This window comes from Actinosynnema sp. NPDC023587 (assembly GCF_040640215.1).
Lineage (GTDB): Bacteria > Actinomycetota > Actinomycetes > Mycobacteriales > Pseudonocardiaceae > Actinosynnema.
Genome location: NZ_JBFABG010000019.1, coordinates 57,438 through 75,314, shown reverse-complemented (window position 1 = coordinate 75,314; position 17,877 = coordinate 57,438). Strand labels below are relative to the sequence as shown.

General features: G+C 69.9%; 12 protein-coding genes and 1 pseudogene. 10 read left to right on the top strand and 3 right to left on the bottom strand.

Annotated features, from left to right (window positions below):
* Positions 1–239: 239 nt before the first annotated feature.
* Both AB0G01_RS32015 and AB0G01_RS32010 read right to left on the bottom strand, forming a co-directional pair.
* Positions 240–794: a site-specific integrase gene (locus AB0G01_RS32015; protein WP_360953489.1), complete on the bottom strand. Its 555-nt coding sequence runs from the start codon at positions 792–794 to the stop codon at positions 240–242.
* 497 nt (positions 795–1,291) lie between these two features.
* Positions 1,292–3,394 carry a PKD domain-containing protein gene (locus tag AB0G01_RS32010; RefSeq protein WP_360953486.1) on the bottom strand — a complete coding sequence of 701 codons (2,103 nt, stop codon included), beginning with the start codon at positions 3,392–3,394 and terminating at the stop codon, positions 1,292–1,294.
* 475 nt (positions 3,395–3,869) lie between these two features.
* Here AB0G01_RS32010 and AB0G01_RS32005 point away from each other — a divergent pair, with 475 nt between their 5' ends.
* Positions 3,870–4,049, top strand: a complete 180-nt coding sequence (locus tag AB0G01_RS32005) for a hypothetical protein (protein WP_360953483.1) — start codon at positions 3,870–3,872, stop codon at positions 4,047–4,049.
* 27 nt (positions 4,050–4,076) lie between these two features.
* Here the strand turns inward: AB0G01_RS32005 and AB0G01_RS32000 are convergent, their stop codons facing one another.
* On the bottom strand, positions 4,077–4,220 hold the full coding sequence (locus tag AB0G01_RS32000; RefSeq protein ID WP_360953560.1) for a helix-turn-helix domain-containing protein: 144 nt from the start codon (positions 4,218–4,220) through the stop codon (positions 4,077–4,079).
* A gap of 46 nt (positions 4,221–4,266) precedes the next feature.
* Here AB0G01_RS32000 and AB0G01_RS31995 point away from each other — a divergent pair, with 46 nt between their 5' ends.
* The 9 genes and pseudogenes from AB0G01_RS31995 to AB0G01_RS31955 all read left to right on the top strand — a co-directional run bounded on the left by AB0G01_RS31995 (position 4,267) and on the right by AB0G01_RS31955 (position 17,821).
* Positions 4,267–4,749 (top strand): TnsA-like heteromeric transposase endonuclease subunit, encoded by a 483-nt coding sequence (locus AB0G01_RS31995; RefSeq protein ID WP_360953480.1) that lies wholly within the window; start codon positions 4,267–4,269, stop codon positions 4,747–4,749.
* Positions 4,750–5,188: 439 nt separating this feature from the next.
* Entirely contained in the window at positions 5,189–5,629 is a 441-nt protein-coding gene (locus AB0G01_RS31990; protein WP_360953477.1) for a histidine triad (HIT) protein, read from the top strand.
* A 590-nt stretch (positions 5,630–6,219) separates the two neighbouring features.
* A complete protein-coding gene (locus tag AB0G01_RS31985; RefSeq protein ID WP_360953474.1) occupies positions 6,220–6,630 on the top strand; it encodes an SLATT domain-containing protein in 411 nt (136 codons plus the stop codon).
* Positions 6,631–6,846: 216 nt separating this feature from the next.
* Positions 6,847–7,816: pseudogene (locus AB0G01_RS31980) on the top strand (IS481 family transposase); the annotation flags it as partial.
* A 1,032-nt stretch (positions 7,817–8,848) separates the two neighbouring features.
* Positions 8,849–10,051 (top strand): acyltransferase domain-containing protein, encoded by a 1,203-nt coding sequence (locus AB0G01_RS31975; RefSeq protein ID WP_360953471.1) that lies wholly within the window; start codon positions 8,849–8,851, stop codon positions 10,049–10,051.
* Positions 10,048–14,814 carry an SDR family oxidoreductase gene (locus AB0G01_RS31970; protein WP_360953468.1) on the top strand — a complete coding sequence of 1,589 codons (4,767 nt, stop codon included), beginning with the start codon at positions 10,048–10,050 and terminating at the stop codon, positions 14,812–14,814. The genes AB0G01_RS31975 and AB0G01_RS31970 overlap by 4 nt, the downstream gene beginning before the upstream one ends.
* A gap of 9 nt (positions 14,815–14,823) precedes the next feature.
* Positions 14,824–15,687, top strand: coding sequence for an SDR family NAD(P)-dependent oxidoreductase (locus AB0G01_RS31965; protein WP_360953465.1), 864 nt, complete (start codon positions 14,824–14,826; stop codon positions 15,685–15,687).
* A gap of 53 nt (positions 15,688–15,740) precedes the next feature.
* Entirely contained in the window at positions 15,741–17,132 is a 1,392-nt protein-coding gene (locus AB0G01_RS31960) for a wax ester/triacylglycerol synthase domain-containing protein (RefSeq protein ID WP_360953462.1), read from the top strand.
* A 95-nt stretch (positions 17,133–17,227) separates the two neighbouring features.
* On the top strand, positions 17,228–17,821 hold the full coding sequence (locus tag AB0G01_RS31955; RefSeq protein ID WP_360953459.1) for a maleylpyruvate isomerase family mycothiol-dependent enzyme: 594 nt from the start codon (positions 17,228–17,230) through the stop codon (positions 17,819–17,821).
* The last annotated feature ends 56 nt before the right edge of the window (positions 17,822–17,877 follow it).

Here is a 17,877-nt window from a genome sequence, read left to right as displayed (position 1 = left end):
GCAGCAGCTTGGCGACCCCGCGGCGTCGCCCCGCCCGAGTCGCCTTGATCTCGGGGAGAAACGGCGGGGACGTCAGCCTCCGGAGCGTTTCCTCCGACGTCTGCGCGGTATGAGGCCACTGCTGTTGGGCTGGGCGAGGCGGGAACGTTCCCGTAGCTGCGTGTTCCGCGCCCGCGCCTGGTCCTCGGTGGCGTTGGCCACGGCCAGTGGCTCGCGCGCGGTCTGCTTGGCGGTAATCGTCACAAGGGCCTCCCGAACAGCACGCTCAACGACTGCGGGTCACAGCCCGGTGCCGGAGGCGGCGGAACCGGCTCGGCACGCCGCTCGGCCTGATGGGCGTGATGGGCGTGATGGGCCAACACTCCCGCCACGACTTCCTCCTTGGCGGGAGTCAGATACAGCTCCGTAGTGGTCAGATGCGCGTGGCCCGGGACCCACTGCACGTCGCTCAACGTCAGCAGCGGGTCGCGGGCCATCCGCGTCGCCGCGCTGTGGCGCAGGTCGTGCAGGGTCCAACCGGCACCGAGAACGGCGTTGGCCCGCGCGAACATGCGGTGGGCGGCGTGATAGGCCAGCGGCCGGTGAGGACGGCGCAGGGTCCACCACAGTGGTTGAGTCCGGCCACGCGGCACCCTGCCGCGCAGGTCCTCCGGATACAGCCGAAGCCACACGAACGCGTCCGTCGACGCCGGCACCTGCTGCGCCGCGCGGGATCCCCTGCGCAGCACCGTGATCAGCTGCTGACCTGTGGGGTGCCAGAACTCTGCCCTGGCATGCTGAGCTGCGACGATCATGCACGCTGGACCACCAGGGCATGATCGTGGGGTGTGGCGTGACGACTGTTGTACCTGATCTTCGTCCGACTCGGCGGTTGGCTGGTTCTGCTGGGCCGGTCATCGGCGGCCAAGGACGTGGAGCTGCTGGTGCTGCGGCACGGGTCGCCGTGCCGCGCCGGACCAACCCCCGCCTGCGGCGGGAGAGGGCCGATCGAGCTGTGCTCGCCGCGTTGGTTCGCCGACTCCCCCGACAGCTGCGCGAGCACCGGTTGGTGACACCGGGCACCGTCCTGTGCTGGCATCGGTGCCTGGTCACGAGGAAATGGACCCTGTGCCTGCCGAGAACGTCATCTGTGCAGGTCAGGCGGCATGATGGTATTCGTTGATGATGCCGCCGCGAAGGCCCCGGCACCAGTCAGGCGTGCGTGCCCACCACCGCACTTCGGCCTGACGATGAGCCACGCACCGGACCCCGACGGCCCACGGGAGCGGTCGGGGTCCGGCGGGTTACCGGCTCAGAAGCCCATCCGGCAACCGGACAGCACGATCTCCTGGCCCAGCAGGGTGACCACGCGCACGGCGTACTGCGCGAGCTGGCCGTTCGGCCCGACCACCGTCTGGTTCAGGTGGACCGTCGCCACGCCGGGCACGCCGATCGTCAGGGGCGTCGTGCCGATCGGCTGGCCGTTCAACGTGCCGACGCGCGACGAGCCGGACAGACCCTGTTCGTTCGCCACGCAGTTGGTCTCGATGTCGGACACGGTGATCGCGCCGCCCAGCAGGCTCGCGCTGGACACCTCGGCACCTGCGTCGGTGCGGCCCGACATGGTGTTCAGGTAGCAGTCCGCGTGCAGCGCCTGCACCGAGGCCAGCCCGAGCACGTTGACCGACGCCGTGGTCCTGTCCGACGACGGCGGGCAGGTCGCGTGCGGTGTCTTGGCGACGTTGATCAGGCCCGAGGCGCTGAGCGACCACGCCTCCGCTCGCACGTACGACACGATCGTCACCACGGCCGTGGCCGAACCACCGTCGTCGTCCGTGACCGTCACCAGCACGTTGTGCGAACCGACTCCGGTGTAGGAGTGCGCGGCGGTGCAGGTGCCCGAACCCGCGCCCTGAGCCACGCTGCCGTTCACCACAGGCGTGCCGTCGGCGAAGTCCACGGTGCACGTGTGCGTGTCGTGCGTGGCGATGTCGGTGAACGGCGCGGTGACCGTGACGGGGGTGTTGCGCAGCACCTGGGTGCCGTTCGCCGGCGACGAGATGCTCACCTGCGGTGCGACGTTGGACAGCGTCAGCGTGGTCGTGGCCACCACAGCCGGGTGCAGGCTGTCGTTCGCCGTCAGGACCAACGTCCACATACCGTCGTCGTTGCAGGTGACGGTGGTATTCAACGACGTGGGCGCGGAGAACGCGCACGTGGTGCCGGGGTCGACGCCGGACAGCGGGGTCGCGCTCCACTGCACGGCCAGGGACGGGCCGTCAGGGTCGACGACCGTGCCGGCCAGCGCGACGGGAGTGCCTTCCTGACCTGAGTAAGGTCCGCCGCCGTCGACCACCGGCGGGTCGTTGACGATGACGGTGGTGCACTCGATCACCGAGCCGACCCCACCGCCATCGGTGCCGTGAGCGGTCACGCACAGCTGGTGCGTGCCGGAGGCCAAGGGGGCGGTGGACGTCGTGTAGGTGACGGAGGCCGGGCCGGTCTCCGGCAGGGCGGGGGTGACGTTGGTGATCTGCGTGGGCGCGCCGTTGTTCACGCTCAGAGTCAGGTTGGTCAGCTGCGAGGCGATCACGCCGGGCACGACGTTCGGCAGGCTCGCCGGGTCGGGCACCGCGGTGCAGGTGCCACCGGTGAGGTCGGCGATGGCTTGGAGGCTGGCGTTGTAGTTGCCGCCGTTGCACGCCGAGCCGGGGCCGACGGCGAAGGTGAAGTAGTCGACGTTGGCGGGCACCGCGCCCGCGACGCCGGTGACGTCGCCCGAGGCGAAGCCGTCGGACAGGAACAGCACGACCTTGCGGGCTTGGGTCTGGGCGTTGGTGACCGTGGTCGCCGACTGCACGGCGGGTATGAAGGTGGTGCCGGTGCCGACACCCCTGGCGGTGAACAGGCTCACGCCGCCCTGGACGGCCGAGCCGACGGCCTCTTCCACGTCGCGCGTGCCGTTGCCGTTGGCGTCGCCCTCCGGCGTGGTCAGCAACTGGTCGCCGGCCGCCGGGCCCACGTCCACGGTCGCGGCGGAGGAGCCGAACACGACCGCGCCCACGCTGCCGACCACGGTGTTCGGTGCCGCTGCGACGGCGTTGAGGTTGGCCACCGCGGCGCGCTCGCAGGACAGGATGTCCCCACCGGCGCAAGCGCCCGCGGTACTGCCGGAGACGTCCACGACGTAGGTCAGCGCGGTGTCCTTGACCGCGACTCCGGTGCCGACGGAAGCCGTGCCGGTGACCGTGACCGGCCCCTGCGGCACGACGGTGTTCGGTGCCGGGCTGGTGATGTCAACGGAAATGCTGGTGCCGCCGGGCAGGTTGCCATCGGTGGCCTGGGCTTGGATCTGACTGGTGATCAGGATGGTGACGGCTAACGCCGCCGCCCCGGTCAGGTGCCTCGGTCTCATGTCCTCGTGCCCCTTCACTCGAATAATGGGGAATCGCGACTTCTCGCTGCTCGGTTACTGAGCCATTCCGGCGAGTGACTTTCCGTCACGATTTCGGCTGGACGGGCCCGCACATCACCGCACGCGGCTGGTCTGGGGAGGTGCCAACGCAACTGGCGGGCCAACCCAAGGTGGGTGTCGTCCCGCAAAGTGCCGTTATGGCCACTGCGGGACCCCTGTCGTGGCGGAGGCATCGTCGCGGCATGCGGTCACCGCGTAAGGGCCCTGTGACGTCCCAGAACTCTGCACCTGGACGCTGAGCCGGTGATCGCGCACCATGCGCAGTAGAGGCACGATCGCGCGGCACTGCGACTGCTGTGCCTGTACCTGTGCCTGCCGAGAACCTCATCCATGCAGGTCGCGAGGGGTCGAGGTGCTGAATACCTGCGGCTACCGACACGCGGTGACGTCGCCTGACGCGGCATGATGACCGGCCATGCCGCTCCGACTGGCCCACCTGGGCGTGACCAACGCGTTCGCGTTGCTACGCCTATCACCCATGAGCGATCGGGACAAGAACCTGGAAATCCTGGCGTTACGACACCAGATCACCGTCCTGCAACGCCAACTACAGGGATTGAATCGTCAGGGATTAGGTCGCGGCGTGTCGAGCTGACTGCGGCCGATGGGTGCGGTAGGTGCGCTATCCCGATGGTGGTGGGCTGACGGCCGAGGGGCCGGCCCGGCGTGCGACGAACCTTGCCCGCCAACGATCCACAGTGGACTCGTCGACACCCAGATCGGACGCGACCTGCTTGTTGGCAACGCCTTCCGCGCACCGCAACATGATCTTCGCGAAGCAGTCGTAGCGCCACACCTCACGATCAAGCCCTGTGGCTCACGACGTACGATCACGGCAGCTCAGCGATTCAGCGCAGAGTTCTGACACCCCACAGGTCGCACGCCCCGGATTACTTCGCCCGTCGTGCCGACAGGTCCGCGCTGGTGCTCGATGTCCGCGCGGCGGACCGGATCAAACCACGCGACCGAGTCGCTTCGACGCAACGCGGAAGGCCTGCGAGGCGCTGGGCTGGGACTATGACGTCGTCGGCAGCCCGCCGCGGACGCTGCTGGCGAACGTGCGCTGGTTGGCCGGCTACCGCCATCACCGCCACTGCCTCGATGACGTCGCCGCGGCGCTGCGCGCGGCCTTCACCGCCCCGGCCGGGCTGCTGGACGGGGTCGAGGAGATCGGCGATCCGATCGCGGTGCTGCCGGTGCTGTTCCACCTGCTCTGGCGGCGTGAGCTGCACACCGACCTGGACCAACCGCTGCACCCTGAGGCCGTCGCGACGGCCGAGGCGGTGGGCTGGTGATCTCCGCAGGGGCGGTTCTGAGGGTCGGCGACCGGATCGCGTACGACGGCGACGAGCACTTGGTGGTGGGGCTCGCAGGCTCGACGGTCCGGTTGCGCGCGGACGCAGGCAGGAGCAGGTGGTGCTGGCCGGGCATCTGATGGCGGCCACGGACTTCGCGGTCCTCGACGGTCCTGGGTTGCCCGCGGTCGAGCCGTTCGGGTTGCTGGACGCCCTGTCCGCCAAGATCGTCGCCGAGGCTGAACGTTGGCGTGACCACTTGATCGAAGTGCAGGCCGGTCGGCCGCCAGGAGCTGGGCCCGGTGCGGTCCCGCGACCCGGTTATGACCCTCACAGCACGACACTGGCCGAGCGTCAGCACGTTAAGGCGACCGAGTTGGGCGTCGGGTTCTCTACTGTCCCGGTGTCTCATGACAGCCGAGACGCATAGCCTGAAAGCATGACTGGAGAGTGCCTGATCTGCGCCAAGCATCGTGGGGAAGGCCCGCTGGTCGGTCACCGGGTCTGGGCTGACGAACACGTGATCGTGTCCCACCGACCCGTGGGAAACGACGGAACGACCGTCCTGGGGTATCTGTTCGTGGAAAGCCGTCGCCACGCCCCGTCGTTGGATGCGCTGACCGAAGTCGAGGCTGTGGCCATCGCCAGAGCAGCTTGGAGGGCTGCTCGTGGCCTGCGGGCCGAGCTTGGTCCCGAGTTCGTTTTCTCCGCGATCGTCGGCCGTAGTGTCGCTCACTTCCACCAGCACCTGTTTGCCCGCTACCAGAACACCCCAGAGCAGTGCTCGTGGATGGATAGTGCGGCGTGGCCGGGCTCGAAGCGCGGAGGCCTCGACGAGGTTGCCGATCTGTCCGCACGGCTGGCCCTCCACCTGGGGTGAACATGTTCCTCCGCCGAGTTCTGGGCCGGGCGTAGAGGTACTTGGTGAGACAGCTCTGAACTGCCCCGAGAGCGCCCGAAGAAGCGCCGACACCACCTCAAAGACCGGAACCAGGCCCACTCACGGAATCCGCCAACTAGGTCCGGACACCGCAACCCACCGTCGTCCGGACCCAGTTGGTGGACCGCAGGTCAACGATGCCCCAACCCGCCGACTTCGGCCGGACAGGACAGCCACCGTGTCCGGACCTCTCCGACTCTTCGGATTCCGGACCTGGTTTCGGGCCACGCTTCGGGTGTTCGGCCCTACCGTTCGGGTCGTTGGGGGCGGGTGGAGACCAGCCGGGAGAATGCGCCGTATGCCGGAGTTGGGTGTGCTGCCAGGGGCACCCGGCCGCCGGCCGACCCGACGACCAGCGCCGCACGAGCGCTTGGGCAAGCGCCGTGACCGCGACGTGGTCGAACTGTGCCCCGCCCTCGCCCGGCACGATTCCACCACCTACGGCCCTCGATCGGGTGACGGGCGTGGACGAGCCGCAACAGCCACCCGTCACGTCAGGTCCGAGCCCGCATGAGCTTGCGCTGGACCTGGTGAAGCGGATCGACCGCGCCGCCGAGTACAGCCGGGTGCGCGCGGCCCGGTTCAGGCGCCGGGCGATCATGCTCAAGGTGGGCCTGTTAATGATGTCCGCGACCGCCACGATCATCCTGGGCTGGCAGGACCTGGACTTCTGGACCGGCCTCGCGTTCTCCCTTGTGGCGCTGACCACGGTGTTCGCCGTGCTGGAGCCGTACTTCGCTTGGCGGTCCCTGTGGGTGCTGATGGAGGAGTCGCTGTCCCGGTTCCACCGACTGCGCGACGACGTCAGTCACTACCTCGCGGCCACGCCCGCCGACCGCGTCGACGTCGCCAAGATGAACGAGATGTTCGACCGGTACCAGGCGATCTGGGTCCAGCAGGACACCAGGTGGGGTGAGTTTCGGCGGATCAGCGACCGCTGAACCTCTCCTTCCCCGGCCCAGGCCCCGCCACCCAGACCGCCACTTCACGTGCGAGGCCGTCAGGTTCACCGGCGAACCGTCACCCACGATTCGAAGACTGGGTGTTGCGGGTCATGACGTTGGTGACGGCTGGTAGGGCCTGAGACGAGGGACGGGTCTTTCGGCGGCAGGATGAGAAGTGCGACCAACACATCCGCCGAGCAGAAAGACCCGGCCGTGCTCCACCGTAACGCCCCGCTGTCCGTCGAAGGCCGCCACCGCCTCGTCCAACGCTGCCAGACCCGCCCCGTCGCCCACGTCGCGGCGGAGATGGGCATCTCACGCCAGTGCGCCTCCAAGTGGATCAACCGCCATCGCCGCTTCGGCGAAGCAGGCCTGGCCGACCGCCCCAGCGCGCCGCACCGGCAGCCCACCGCCACCCCCGCCGAGGTCGTGGTCCGAATCGAACGGCTGCGCCGGGCAAACAAGTACTCGGCCCGCCGCATCGCCCTGGAACTCGCCGACGACGGCATCACCGTCTCGGTGCGCACGGTCGGGCGGCACCCGGCCCACCTCGGGCCCGGCCGCCGCCGGTTCCTCGACCCCACCGGGGAGAACAACCGCTTGCCGCAGCGGATCGTGGCCCGCTGGCCCGGCCACATGGTCCACCTGGACGTGAAGAAGGTCGGGGTGATCCCCGACGGCGGCGGCCGGCGCGTCCACGGCCGGGGCAGCGAGCAGGCCAAACAGGTCGAACGCACCAAAAACACCGCCACCGGCAGGCAGCGAAGCTACACCTACCTGCACTCCGCGGTCGACGGGTTCTCCCGCCTGGCCTACACCGAAGCCGAAGCCCTGCCCGACGAAAAAGCCGTCACCGCGATCGGCTTCACCCACCGCGCACGGGCGTTCTTCGCCGCCCACGGCATCACCCGCATCCACCGCGTGGTCACCGACAACGGCTCCTGCCACCGCGCCCACGACTTCGCCACCGTGCTGCGCGGAGCACGCCACCAGCGCATCACCCCCTACACCCCCACGCCACAACGGCAAAGTCGAACGCCACAACCGCATCCTGGGCAAGAAATTCCCCTACGCCCGCATCTGGACCAGCGAACAACACCGCACCGACGCCCTGGCGGTCTGGAACGTGCACTACAACCACCATCGCCCCTACACCACCGCCGGGAAACGCCGCCCTCCAGCGGATACTGCCGTGTTTCGCCGTCCCGCCGCGCAGGGTGTAGCCGATGTGGATCACGAAGTGCCAAGCTCCGGGCAGGATCAGACGCCGTGCTGGCGTTCTCGGCGTTGGGCAGCGACTCCTGGACCGGGTTGCGCACGCCGCCACAGCCCGGTGATCGATCTGGTCGCACCGCGATGCTGCTCTGTCGAATACGTCGCCCACTCGTCGCAGTATTCCGGATGACCACTCAATGTTTTCCGGCCTGGAATGCACCGACATTCTGCACTGCCGCCCGAACAGGACCGTATCTGCTGCGACAGGAGCCGCCCCTTGTTGGCGTACACCGCTGCGCCGGTCATCCGTCCGGCAGCCGAAGGCGTGCAATAACTGTCACGGAGTGTAGTGATCATTTTCCGGCGGCCATCCGCTGCGATTCGGCCGTTTAACCCTTACGGCTGTTTCCGGCATTGATGTCACGTACTACCGTCCGTTGTGTCCCGGTGTGGAACCGTACTGCACGAGACGGATGACCGCTCGAAGGCGGTACGTGCCCGCAATGGAGCCGAAGGGTTCTGCTTGTAATCGATGATGCGCTGATGCCAAGTCGGATGGAGGACGGTCAAGCCGGAAGGAAGATGACCGGATCGGCACGCTTCCGCCTGCTGCGTCGGGAACCCGCGACTGCGGCATCGCTGCAGGTCTGCGGAGGAGGCGATCGACGTTGTAGATCCGGTGGGCGAGCCATGGCACGAGTCGGACGCGGCGTGACCGGTTCCAGGACGGACCACCGGTTCACCGTCGTCGTGCTGTTCGCCCACATCAGTGCACCTGCCGGGTTTCCCGGCACGCCGTCGCCATCGCCGAGAATAACGCCGATCAGGAGCTCGTCGGCACGGAGAGCGGTAGTTCGTTTTGTTCCGGAGAGGAAGGATAACCGTGTCCTCACGGTTGGCGGTTCTGTTTCCAGGCCAGGGTGCCTACCTGCCCGGGGTGCTCGCTGAGCGGGTACGACACTTCCCCAAGGCGGTCGAGATACTCGAAACGATCGACGCGGTGGCTGCCGAGCGCGGCTTCGGGGCCGTGGCACCGTTGGTGCTGGATCGGGACGCGGTTCCGTTGGACGAGCTTCTCACCAAAAACAGCGATCAACTGGATTTGGCGATCTACGCGATCAATGCGGCCGCTTTCGAGGTGTTGTCCGGGCTCGGGTTGCGGGCCGATGTGCTGGTCGGCCACAGCTTCGGCGAGTTCGCCGCGCTGTCGGCCGCGCGAGCGGTCTCGGTCGCCGACGTCGCCCGCATGGCGTGCACCCGGACGGAGGCTTTCCGTCGGGCCGACCCGGCAGAGGGCGGGCTGCTGGCGCTGGACGTGCCCGCGTGGCGCGCCGAGCACTTGGTGGGCTTGCTCGACGATCCAGGGCTTCGCCTGGCGATCGACAACGGGCCGGGGCAGACGGTCGTGTCCGGCCCCTCGGCGTCTCTGCGGGCGGCAGAGGAGGTGGCGACCGGGCTGGGCTTGCGGGCTACCCGGCTGCGGGCCGGATACGCCTTCCACAACCCCGTGCTGCACCTCGCTGCGGACATCTTCCGCGACTCGACGGCGGATCTGCGACCGGCCGAGCCACGTGTGCCGGTGTTCTCCCCGGTCCTGGGCAGGCACGTGCGCACCGTCGCGGATGTGCGGGAGGTGATCGCCCGCAACATGGTGGCACCGGTGCGCTTCTACGACGCGTTGCTCTCGCTGTTCCGGTCGGGCACCACGGCGTTCATCGAGGCCGGTGCGCGACAGGCGCTGACCGGCATCGTCAGGTCCTCGCTGCCCCCGTCCGTGCGCGCGGTCCCACTGCTGCCCAGTCGCGGTGACGTGGCGAGCATCGTTGCCGCCCTCGACGACGCGGGCTTCCCGGTGAGTTGGAACCCCCTCCCCGACCGGCACGGCCCGGACGAGGCCGTTGTGCCCGAAGCGCGGGAGTCCCCCCACGCGGTGGCTCTTTCCGGGCAGGACTCACTGCCCGCCCGCGCCGACGTGCTCTCCGAGCTGGCCCGGATGTACGCGGAGGACTTGGACTTCCCGGTGGAGATGCTGGCCTCCGACATCGACCTCGAGGCGGACCTGGGTGTCGACTCCGCCAAACAACTCGCGCTGTTCCAGCGGGTGCGCGAGCAGTACGGGTTGGCCGAACCGCCGGCCGAGCGGCGGGTCCGCGCGACCACGCTGGAGAAGATCGCCGAACTGGTTGAGGAGCAGCGCCGATGACGGTGCCGGACGAGGCCGATGTGGTCGTCGTGGTGGGTATGGGCATCGCGGCACCGGGTGCGTGCAGCCCCGGCGAGCTGTGGCGGACGGTCAACGGCGGGCGCGACGTCTTCAGCGAACCGGGTGACCGCTTCGAGCTGAGCCGGTTCTGGTCCCAGGACCGGCAGGAGCCGGACCGGACCTACGCCCGCCGCGCCGGCTACCTGCACGACTTCCGTCCCCACCCCGCCCTGCGGGAAGCGGAGGAAGACTCCGGTCCCGGTCGTGACGACGCGGTCCGCTGGTTGCGGCACACGGTCTTGCAGGCGCGGTCCGGTGTGCGGGTCGGACCCGGCTACCGTTGTGGTGCCTACGTCGGCGCGTGGCCCGGAGGCAGCCAGAGCCTCGTGGAGTCGGTGCTGGTGGAACTCCTCGCCCGATCGGCACCGGGCGAGGAGCACGTGGGCAGGGTTCGAGCGGCTCTGCTCGACCACTACCGGCACGCGGTGGCGCTCGACCTGGCCGCCGGCCCCGACGCCGTGGTGCGTGCCGCCTTCGCGGGTCTGGAGGAGAGGGTGGCCGAGGCCCTCGTGGTCGACACCGCGTGCGCTTCCTCGCTCTACGCCGTCGACCTCGGCAGCAAGGCCCTGCTCGCGGGTGAGTGCGAGATCGCCTACTGCGGTGGCGTCAACGTGGTGGATCCGACCATGGCGGTGATGTTCGCCAAGCTGAGCGGGCTCTCCCCTCGCGGACGGGTCCGGGCGTTCACGGGGGCGTCGGACGGAACGCTGTTCAGCGACGGGGCCGGGCTTGTGGCGTTGAAGACGCTGCGGAGGGCGCGCGAGGACGGCGACACCGTCCTCGGTGTGCTCCTCGGTTTCGGCGGTGCTGCGGACGGCCGTGGCAAGTCCATCTCGGCTCCCAACCCCGCCGGTCAGCAACGCGCCATCCAGCGAGCGCGGACGGTCAACGGGGTGGAGGCGGACCGAATCGACTGGGTCGTCGCGCACGGGACCGGCACACCGGCAGGAGACGGCGTCGAGTCCGAGGTCCTGACTGCGCTCGGTGCCGATTCCGGGCAGTGGTGCAGCAGCAACAAACCCGTCTTCGGCCACACTGGGTGGAACGCCGGCGTCCTGTCCCTCGTGCACGCGTTATTGGCCCTGCGCAACGGCTGGATACCCGGGCAGTTCGGCGCGGAGGAGCCGGGGACCGGGACAGGTGCCGCGCAGGTCCGGGTCCCGCGCAGAGCCGTGCGTTTCCCACCCAGGCAGGACCGCTCCCGCACCGTCGGGGTGTCGGCTTTCGGCTTCGGCGGCACCAACGCCCACCTGCTGGTGGCCGACCGCCTCGACGCCGAGGGGCTGCGCTCCGGTCCGCCGGTCCGGCCGGACGACGGACCGCAGGTGTTGGTCGCCTGGTCGGCCCACCTGCCCGGCGAACCGTCCACCACGTCGGTCCGTGACTGGTTGCGCGGCGAGTCACCTCCACCGGAAGCCGTCTTCCCCCGGCCCTACCCGGCACCGGCGCAGACCGACGTCCGCATGGCGGGGCGCACGATCCCGGTCGTCGACCCGTGCCAGTTGATGGCGTTGCAGGTCGCGGCACGTTTCGCCGCAGAACACGGGGAACTCTGGGCCGACGTCCGGGAGACGACGGGAGTGATCGCCGCGCACACGGGGATGCCGCGCGGGCTGGTGGGGACGGCAGTGCGCTGCTACGCCCACGACGCGACCTGGCTGCTCGACCGGCACCACACCGATCCGGCGTTCTCCCACGTGGCGCGGAACTTGGAGGCGATCCGCCGGCGGTTCCCGGAGACAACCGAGGATTCGCAGGCGGGCGTGCTGCCGAACGTGATCGCCTCCCGCATCGCGGCCCGATACGACCTGCACGGTCCGTGCATGGCGGTCGACGCCGGGAGGGACGGCACGCTCGCGGCCCTGCGAGTGGCCCACCGCTACCTCAGGACCGGTGAACTGGACCTGGCCCTGGTGGTGGCTGTCAACGGCAACGGGACGCCCGAGAACGCCGTCCTGACGGGCCTCGGGCCGGTGCCCTCGGGCGAGGGCGCGTTCCTGCTGGCCGTGACGACGAGCCGTACCGCCGAAGCACGTGGACTGCCGGTTCTCGCCCGGTTGTCCTTCGACGCCGCTCCATCGGGACCGCCGACGACGCAGGACCGCAGTTACCTGGCGGCCGATCACGCCCTGGCCCTCCTGCGTGCGGTGGAGCGGAAAGCCCTGCCCGTGCGGTTGCCCGCTGAGCACCAGGACACGGCCCTGCTGGCCGAGCCGGCCGACACGGCGCACGCGGAGCGGGACGACGGAGGACTCGAACGTCTGACCTGTCGCTACCGCAAGCTGCTCGTGGCCGGCGCAGCGCCTCACCGCAGTGCAGCCGACGTCCCCTCGTCACCGTCGCTTCCCCGTCGAGGCGTCGTGCTCCTGGCCTCTCCGGAAGTCGGTGCCACGATGCAGGAAGACCTGTACGGCAGCGACTCACTCGTCGTGGACCTGCCGGACAGCGGCGGCACACCTCTGCCCTCGGCAGCGATGGACGAGGTGCTCGCCGCGGTCGACTCGGCAGCGCCTCACCTGACGGTGCTGGCAGACCTGGCGGCTCTCTCCGTTCCACAGGCCCTCGCCCTGCACGACGCGGTCTTCCTCATCACCCAACGCCTGTGGCCGCGTTGGCGGCCGGAGAGCTCGCTGGCCGTCCTGCTGGGCGGTGCCCCGGGTGACCGGACCGGGCACCCGACGGCCTCGCTGTTCGACGGGTTCGTCAAGAGCCTGCGCTGGGAACGCCCGGACACCATCGCCTTCACGCTCACGACTGACGAGCCCGTGACACCGGGCCTGCTCGGACGCGCGGCACGGGAACGCGCCATCCGCCCGCTCCCTCCCGCCGCCGTCTTCCACCTCCAGGGCAGGCGGTGGACCGAAGCGCTGCACCCGGTGCCCCTCGCGGATTCCGCTCCGACCTCGGGGCTGCCGCTGACCGACGCATCCGTCGGTCTGATCACGGGCGGGGCGGGTGACATCGTCCAAGCCCTGCTCGAAGCCCTCGCCCACCACGCCCGCCCCAGTCTGTGGCTGCTGGGCCGCACCGAGGAGTCCCCGTTCCCGGAGCTCGACGGCATCGGCGACGAACAGCTCGCAGGTACCCGCTCCGACCTCATCCGCCGTCTGCGCGAGATCCTGCCCGATCTGACGCCGAAGTCGGTGACCGCCCGTGCGGACGCCCTGCGCAAGCAGCGCAGGCTGCGCCTCACCCTCCGAGCGCTCAAGGACAGGTTCGGTGAGGAGCGGGTGCACTACCTCGCATGCGACATCCGGGACGAGGACTCGGTCCGGCAGGCGGTCGGGCAGGTGCTGCGGGCCGAGGGGCGGGTCGACTTCGTCGTCCACGCAGCCGGGCAGGTGGCCTCGACCCTGTTGGAGAGCAAACGGCTCGGCGTGTTCAGGGCGGTGCGGGACACCAAGGTGCTCGGCCACCTCAACCTCAGGGCGGCGCTGGGTCCGGGGCAACCATCCCTGTGGTGCAACACCGGGTCGTACTCGGGATCCGCCGGCGCGCCCGGCGACACGGACTACGCCTCGGGCAACGCCTACCTGGAAGCCGCCGCGGAGACGGCCACGGGTACCGAGGAGATCACCGTCGGCTTCACGATGTGGCGCCAGACAGGCATGGGAGCCGGTGATTTGTACCAGGAACACGTCTCCCGCCAGGCGCAGTTCACCCCCGTGTCGACCGCCGAGGGCACCGCGCAGTTCCTCGGTGAGCTCGCGGTCGCGGCACGGGAAGGGGGCACGTCGGTCTACCTGGGGAGCACGGAAAGAGACCGACTCCGGCACCACTTCCCCGGCCTGGTCCACGACGAGCCGCCCCCACTTCCCGCGAGCCGCCTGTGGCCGTCCTGGAGGTCGTTGCCGCGCGATCCGGAGCCTGCCGGGGAATGGACGCACCTCATGTCTCCGGACGGCGAACCCCACCTCCAAGACCACCTGGTCAACGGAAAACCGACGGTGCCCGCGACGTTCATCCTGGACCTCGCCGCGCAGGCTGCGGAAGCGCTGGTTCCCGGCACGTTCACCACAGGCTTCCGGGACGCCCGGTTCGACACCTTCATCCGCCCGTTCAGCCGGCGCAGACCCGCTCCCCTGCGCATCAGGGCGCGGTTGGCCGGGCACCGGTCCGGCGACGGGTCCAGGACAGCGGTGGCAGTCGGCATCCACTCCGACACCCTCGGCCCGGACGGCCGGATGCGCCCGGGAGGACTGCGCCACTTCAGAACAGAGGTGGTGCTGGCCCGGCACCCCCTGCCGGACGCCCCCCTGTGGCACCCGCCCGTCCTCGCCGCGCCTCGGCCCGCCCGCGACCCGTACGCCGTTGCGGATGCCTCGGTGTCGCTGCGCGGCCCGTTCCGCAACCTCTCGAACTGCGTCACGGACGGCTCCTCCGCGCGCGGCGAGTGGACCCCCGAACTGGCGGGGTATCCCGGATTGCGAACGATGACGACACCGGCGCTGCTGATGTGCGCCGCGTTGAGGACCTGCGCCCTGCGTCCCGCCGGTGCACCTGACCGCCCCCTGACCGTGCCCCGCTCGATCTCGCGCGTCGACCTGCACACCCAGGGTGCCAACGACCACGACCTGCTGCGTCGTCACGGGCACGGGCTCGTGGTGTCGGTCGGACCGGACGGCGTCTACCGAGCCGTCACTCCCACCGGCCGACTCCTGCTGGCGGTGTCCGGCGTCGAACTGGTGCGGACAGCGACCTGACGGAGGACCATGGAAGGCAAGTACTGCGTCGTCACCGGCGCGACCTCGGGCATCGGCAAGGAGATCGCCCGGGGACTCGTCACGGCGGGCGCGCACCTGCTGTTCATCTGCCGCGACCGCGCACGGGGCGAGGCGACGCTGGCCGGGCTGCGCCGGGAAAACCCATCCGCCGCGGTCCGGATGCTCGTGGCGGACCTGTCGGTGTTGCGGGACGTGCGCCGGGTGGCCGAGGAGGTGCACGGGCATCTGCCGCGCCTCGACGTCCTGGTCAACAACGCCGGTATCCACGATCTGCGGCCCGCGGTGAGCGCCGACGGGTTCGACAGGATGATCGCCACCAACCACCTGGGCCCGTTCCTGCTCACCAACCTCCTCGCGGACCTGCTGGAGCGGGCGGCACCCTCGCGGATCGTGGTGGTCGCCTCCGAATCGCACCGGAGCGTGCTGCGCCTCGATCCCCGGACCTTCGCCGAGCCGGGCTCGTACGGTCCGATCGGCTCCTTGGGCGTCTACGCCCGCTCGAAGCTGCTCAACGTGCTCGTCACACAGGAGATCGCGCGCAGGTGGACCTCGTGCGGCATCACCGCCAACGCCTTCTGCCCCGGCCTGGTGGCCACCGGGCTCGTCCGGAACATACCGATGGGCGCACGCCTGTTCTCCCTGGCGGAACGGACCCCGCTCGTGCGCAACGCCCGTGAAGGCGCCGAGCACGCCCTGCGGCTCGCCGGTGACCCCCGATTCGCCGGCCGCAGCGGCGGCTTCTACTCCACGACGCCCGGAGCGGCTCTCCTGCCGCCCGCACCGCACCGCTTCCGGACCGGCCTGCAACAGGTCGTGTGGGAGCGGTCCGAAGAACTGGTGGGCCTCCCATGACCAATCCGCCCCAGGAGCACTGCACAGGCGACACCCCCGCCGGAGGAGCGATCATGCACGGAACCCGGGCGGTGGCCGGGTGGTCCTCGCCGGGCCCGATGAACGGCACCGACACGTTCTTCTGGCGCCTGGGGGCCAATCCCATGACCCGTCCGCACGTCACCTGGCTCTGGTACCTCGACAGGACGCCGGACTGGAACACGTTCCTCGGCGGCTGCCAGTGGGTCGTGGCCAAGCTTCCCCGGCTCACCCACCGGGTGGTCGACACACCGGTGGCAGCCGGAACCCCGTCGTGGGTGCCCGATCCGCACTTCCGCCTCACCCGGCACGTCCACCGGATGCGGCTCGCGGAGCCGGCCGGCCCGCGCGATCTCCTCGAACTCGTCGAGTGGCGCAACGGCGCGGACTTCGACCCCCTGCACCCGCCCTGGGAGGCCACGCTCGTCGAGGACTACGAACAGGACCGGGCCGCGATCCTGCTCAAGTGGCATCACAGCATCGGTGACGCGGTCGCCATCGTCTCGGTCATGAGCAGGCTGCTCGCCGATACCGCGCGGACGGCCTTCCGCGGCCAACCGCAGCCTCCCGGCGGGCACGCCGTCCGGCCCACGGCTCCCAGCACACGCCTGCCGTTGTCCTCGGCGGCCCACGGCCTCGGCGGCGGTGCGAGAACGCTCCTGCGGGAAACCGCACGGTGGCTGACCACACCACACGCCGTCCGGGACCGCGTCCGCCTCGCCGGCCGGGTCGCCGCGCAACTGATCCAGCCCGTCACGCCGTCGCCGCTGCTGCACGGGCGCAGCGCCGCGATCCGCAACGGCCTGGTGACCGTTCCCCTGAGCGATCTCAAGGCCGCCGGCAAAGCCGCCGGTGTGTCCGTGACATCCGCCTACATCGCGACGGTGTTGGACGCGTTGCACCGCTACCACGAGTGCCACGGGATCAGTCACAGGAGTGTGCCGACTCTCGTGCCGGTGAACATCCGCAAGCCCTCCGAGACCGGCGCGGGCAACATCGTCGCCTCGGTGCGCATCGCGGGACCGATCGGCGACATGCCGGCCGCGGCGCGCATGGCAGCCGTGCACGACGCGATCACCGAGGCCCGCGACGCTCTGGTCCGCGACGTGCACACCATTGTGGCCGACCTCGGCTCCTGGATCCCGGCCCTGGTCCACCGGTTGGTCATCGCCCCTGTTCTGCGCGGCGCGGTCGACATCGTGGCCACCAGCGTTCCCGGGTTCTCCGGCACCACCTTCGCCGCAGGCGCCCACGTGGTGAACGCGGTGGCCTGGGCTCCCAGAGGCGGTGCCGCGGCCAACATGTCGATGGCCTCGCACGACGGGACGTGTGTGATCGGGACCAACCTCGACCCCGCCGCCGTCACGGACACCGACCTCCTGCACCACTGCTTGGAACAGAGCCTCCACGCACTGGTCACCTGCTGACCCGCCCCACTCGACGGCATCAGGAAACCGTGGCCGCGAACCGGCTGCGAGGCCCGAGACCCCCCAGACCGACGAGCCGACAGAAGGGCGAAGCGGTGGAACTGCCCCTGGAACAGGAATTGCGCGCGGAGCGGCGTCGTCTGATCGTCACGCTGGACCAACTGTCCGACGACGCGTTCGAGTCCGGTCGCACGTTGTGCGCCGAGTGGTCGCCCCGGGACGTCCTGGGACACCTCCTGTCCGTGGACAGGTTCGCGGGCACCTACCTCTCTTGCGGCCCGTTCTTCCACGCGGCCAACCGGAAACAGGTGGAGCGGGCCCGCCGGCTGACGCGGAACGGGTTGATGGCCCGCGCCCGGACGTGGGCGGACCGGCCGTCCCTGTCCAGCCGGATCGGTGCCGTGATCACCCTCGGAGACCTCGCCATCCACCATCAGGACATCGTGCGGGGGCTGGGCTTGCGCAGGGACCTCCCGGCCACCGTGCCCACCTTCATCCTCTGGGACGGAGCGTTGCTGAGCCTGAGCACCAATTTGCGAATCCTGCGCTACCGACTGGTCCCCACGGACGGATACCCCGAGATCGGAACCCGCTCACCGTGCGCACGGGAAGCCCACGGGACCAGAGAGGCCCTGGGGATGTGGCTCGCCGGGCGGGATTCGGTGACGGACGACCTGGCTTTCACCTGACCGCGCCACCGCACCTCGCCTCTGGTCCAGGAGTCCGCGTGGCGGGAGCTCCGAGC

Bases quoted from the DNA above. Each gene is read 5' to 3' on its own strand.
- AB0G01_RS31965 (WP_360953465.1), top strand. From the start codon at position 14,824: ATGGAAGGCAAGTACTGCGTCGTCACCGGCGCGACCTCGGGCATCGGC.
- AB0G01_RS32010 (WP_360953486.1), bottom strand. From the start codon at position 3,394: ATGAGACCGAGGCACCTGACCGGGGCGGCGGCGTTAGCCGTCACCATC.
- AB0G01_RS32015 (WP_360953489.1), bottom strand. From the start codon at position 794: ATGATCGTCGCAGCTCAGCATGCCAGGGCAGAGTTCTGGCACCCCACA.
- AB0G01_RS32000 (WP_360953560.1), bottom strand. From the start codon at position 4,220: ATGTTGCGGTGCGCGGAAGGCGTTGCCAACAAGCAGGTCGCGTCCGAT.
- AB0G01_RS31960 (WP_360953462.1), top strand. From the start codon at position 15,741: ATGCACGGAACCCGGGCGGTGGCCGGGTGGTCCTCGCCGGGCCCGATG.
- AB0G01_RS31970 (WP_360953468.1), top strand. From the start codon at position 10,048: ATGACGGTGCCGGACGAGGCCGATGTGGTCGTCGTGGTGGGTATGGGC.
- AB0G01_RS32005 (WP_360953483.1), top strand. From the start codon at position 3,870: ATGCCGCTCCGACTGGCCCACCTGGGCGTGACCAACGCGTTCGCGTTG.
- AB0G01_RS31990 (WP_360953477.1), top strand. From the start codon at position 5,189: ATGACTGGAGAGTGCCTGATCTGCGCCAAGCATCGTGGGGAAGGCCCG.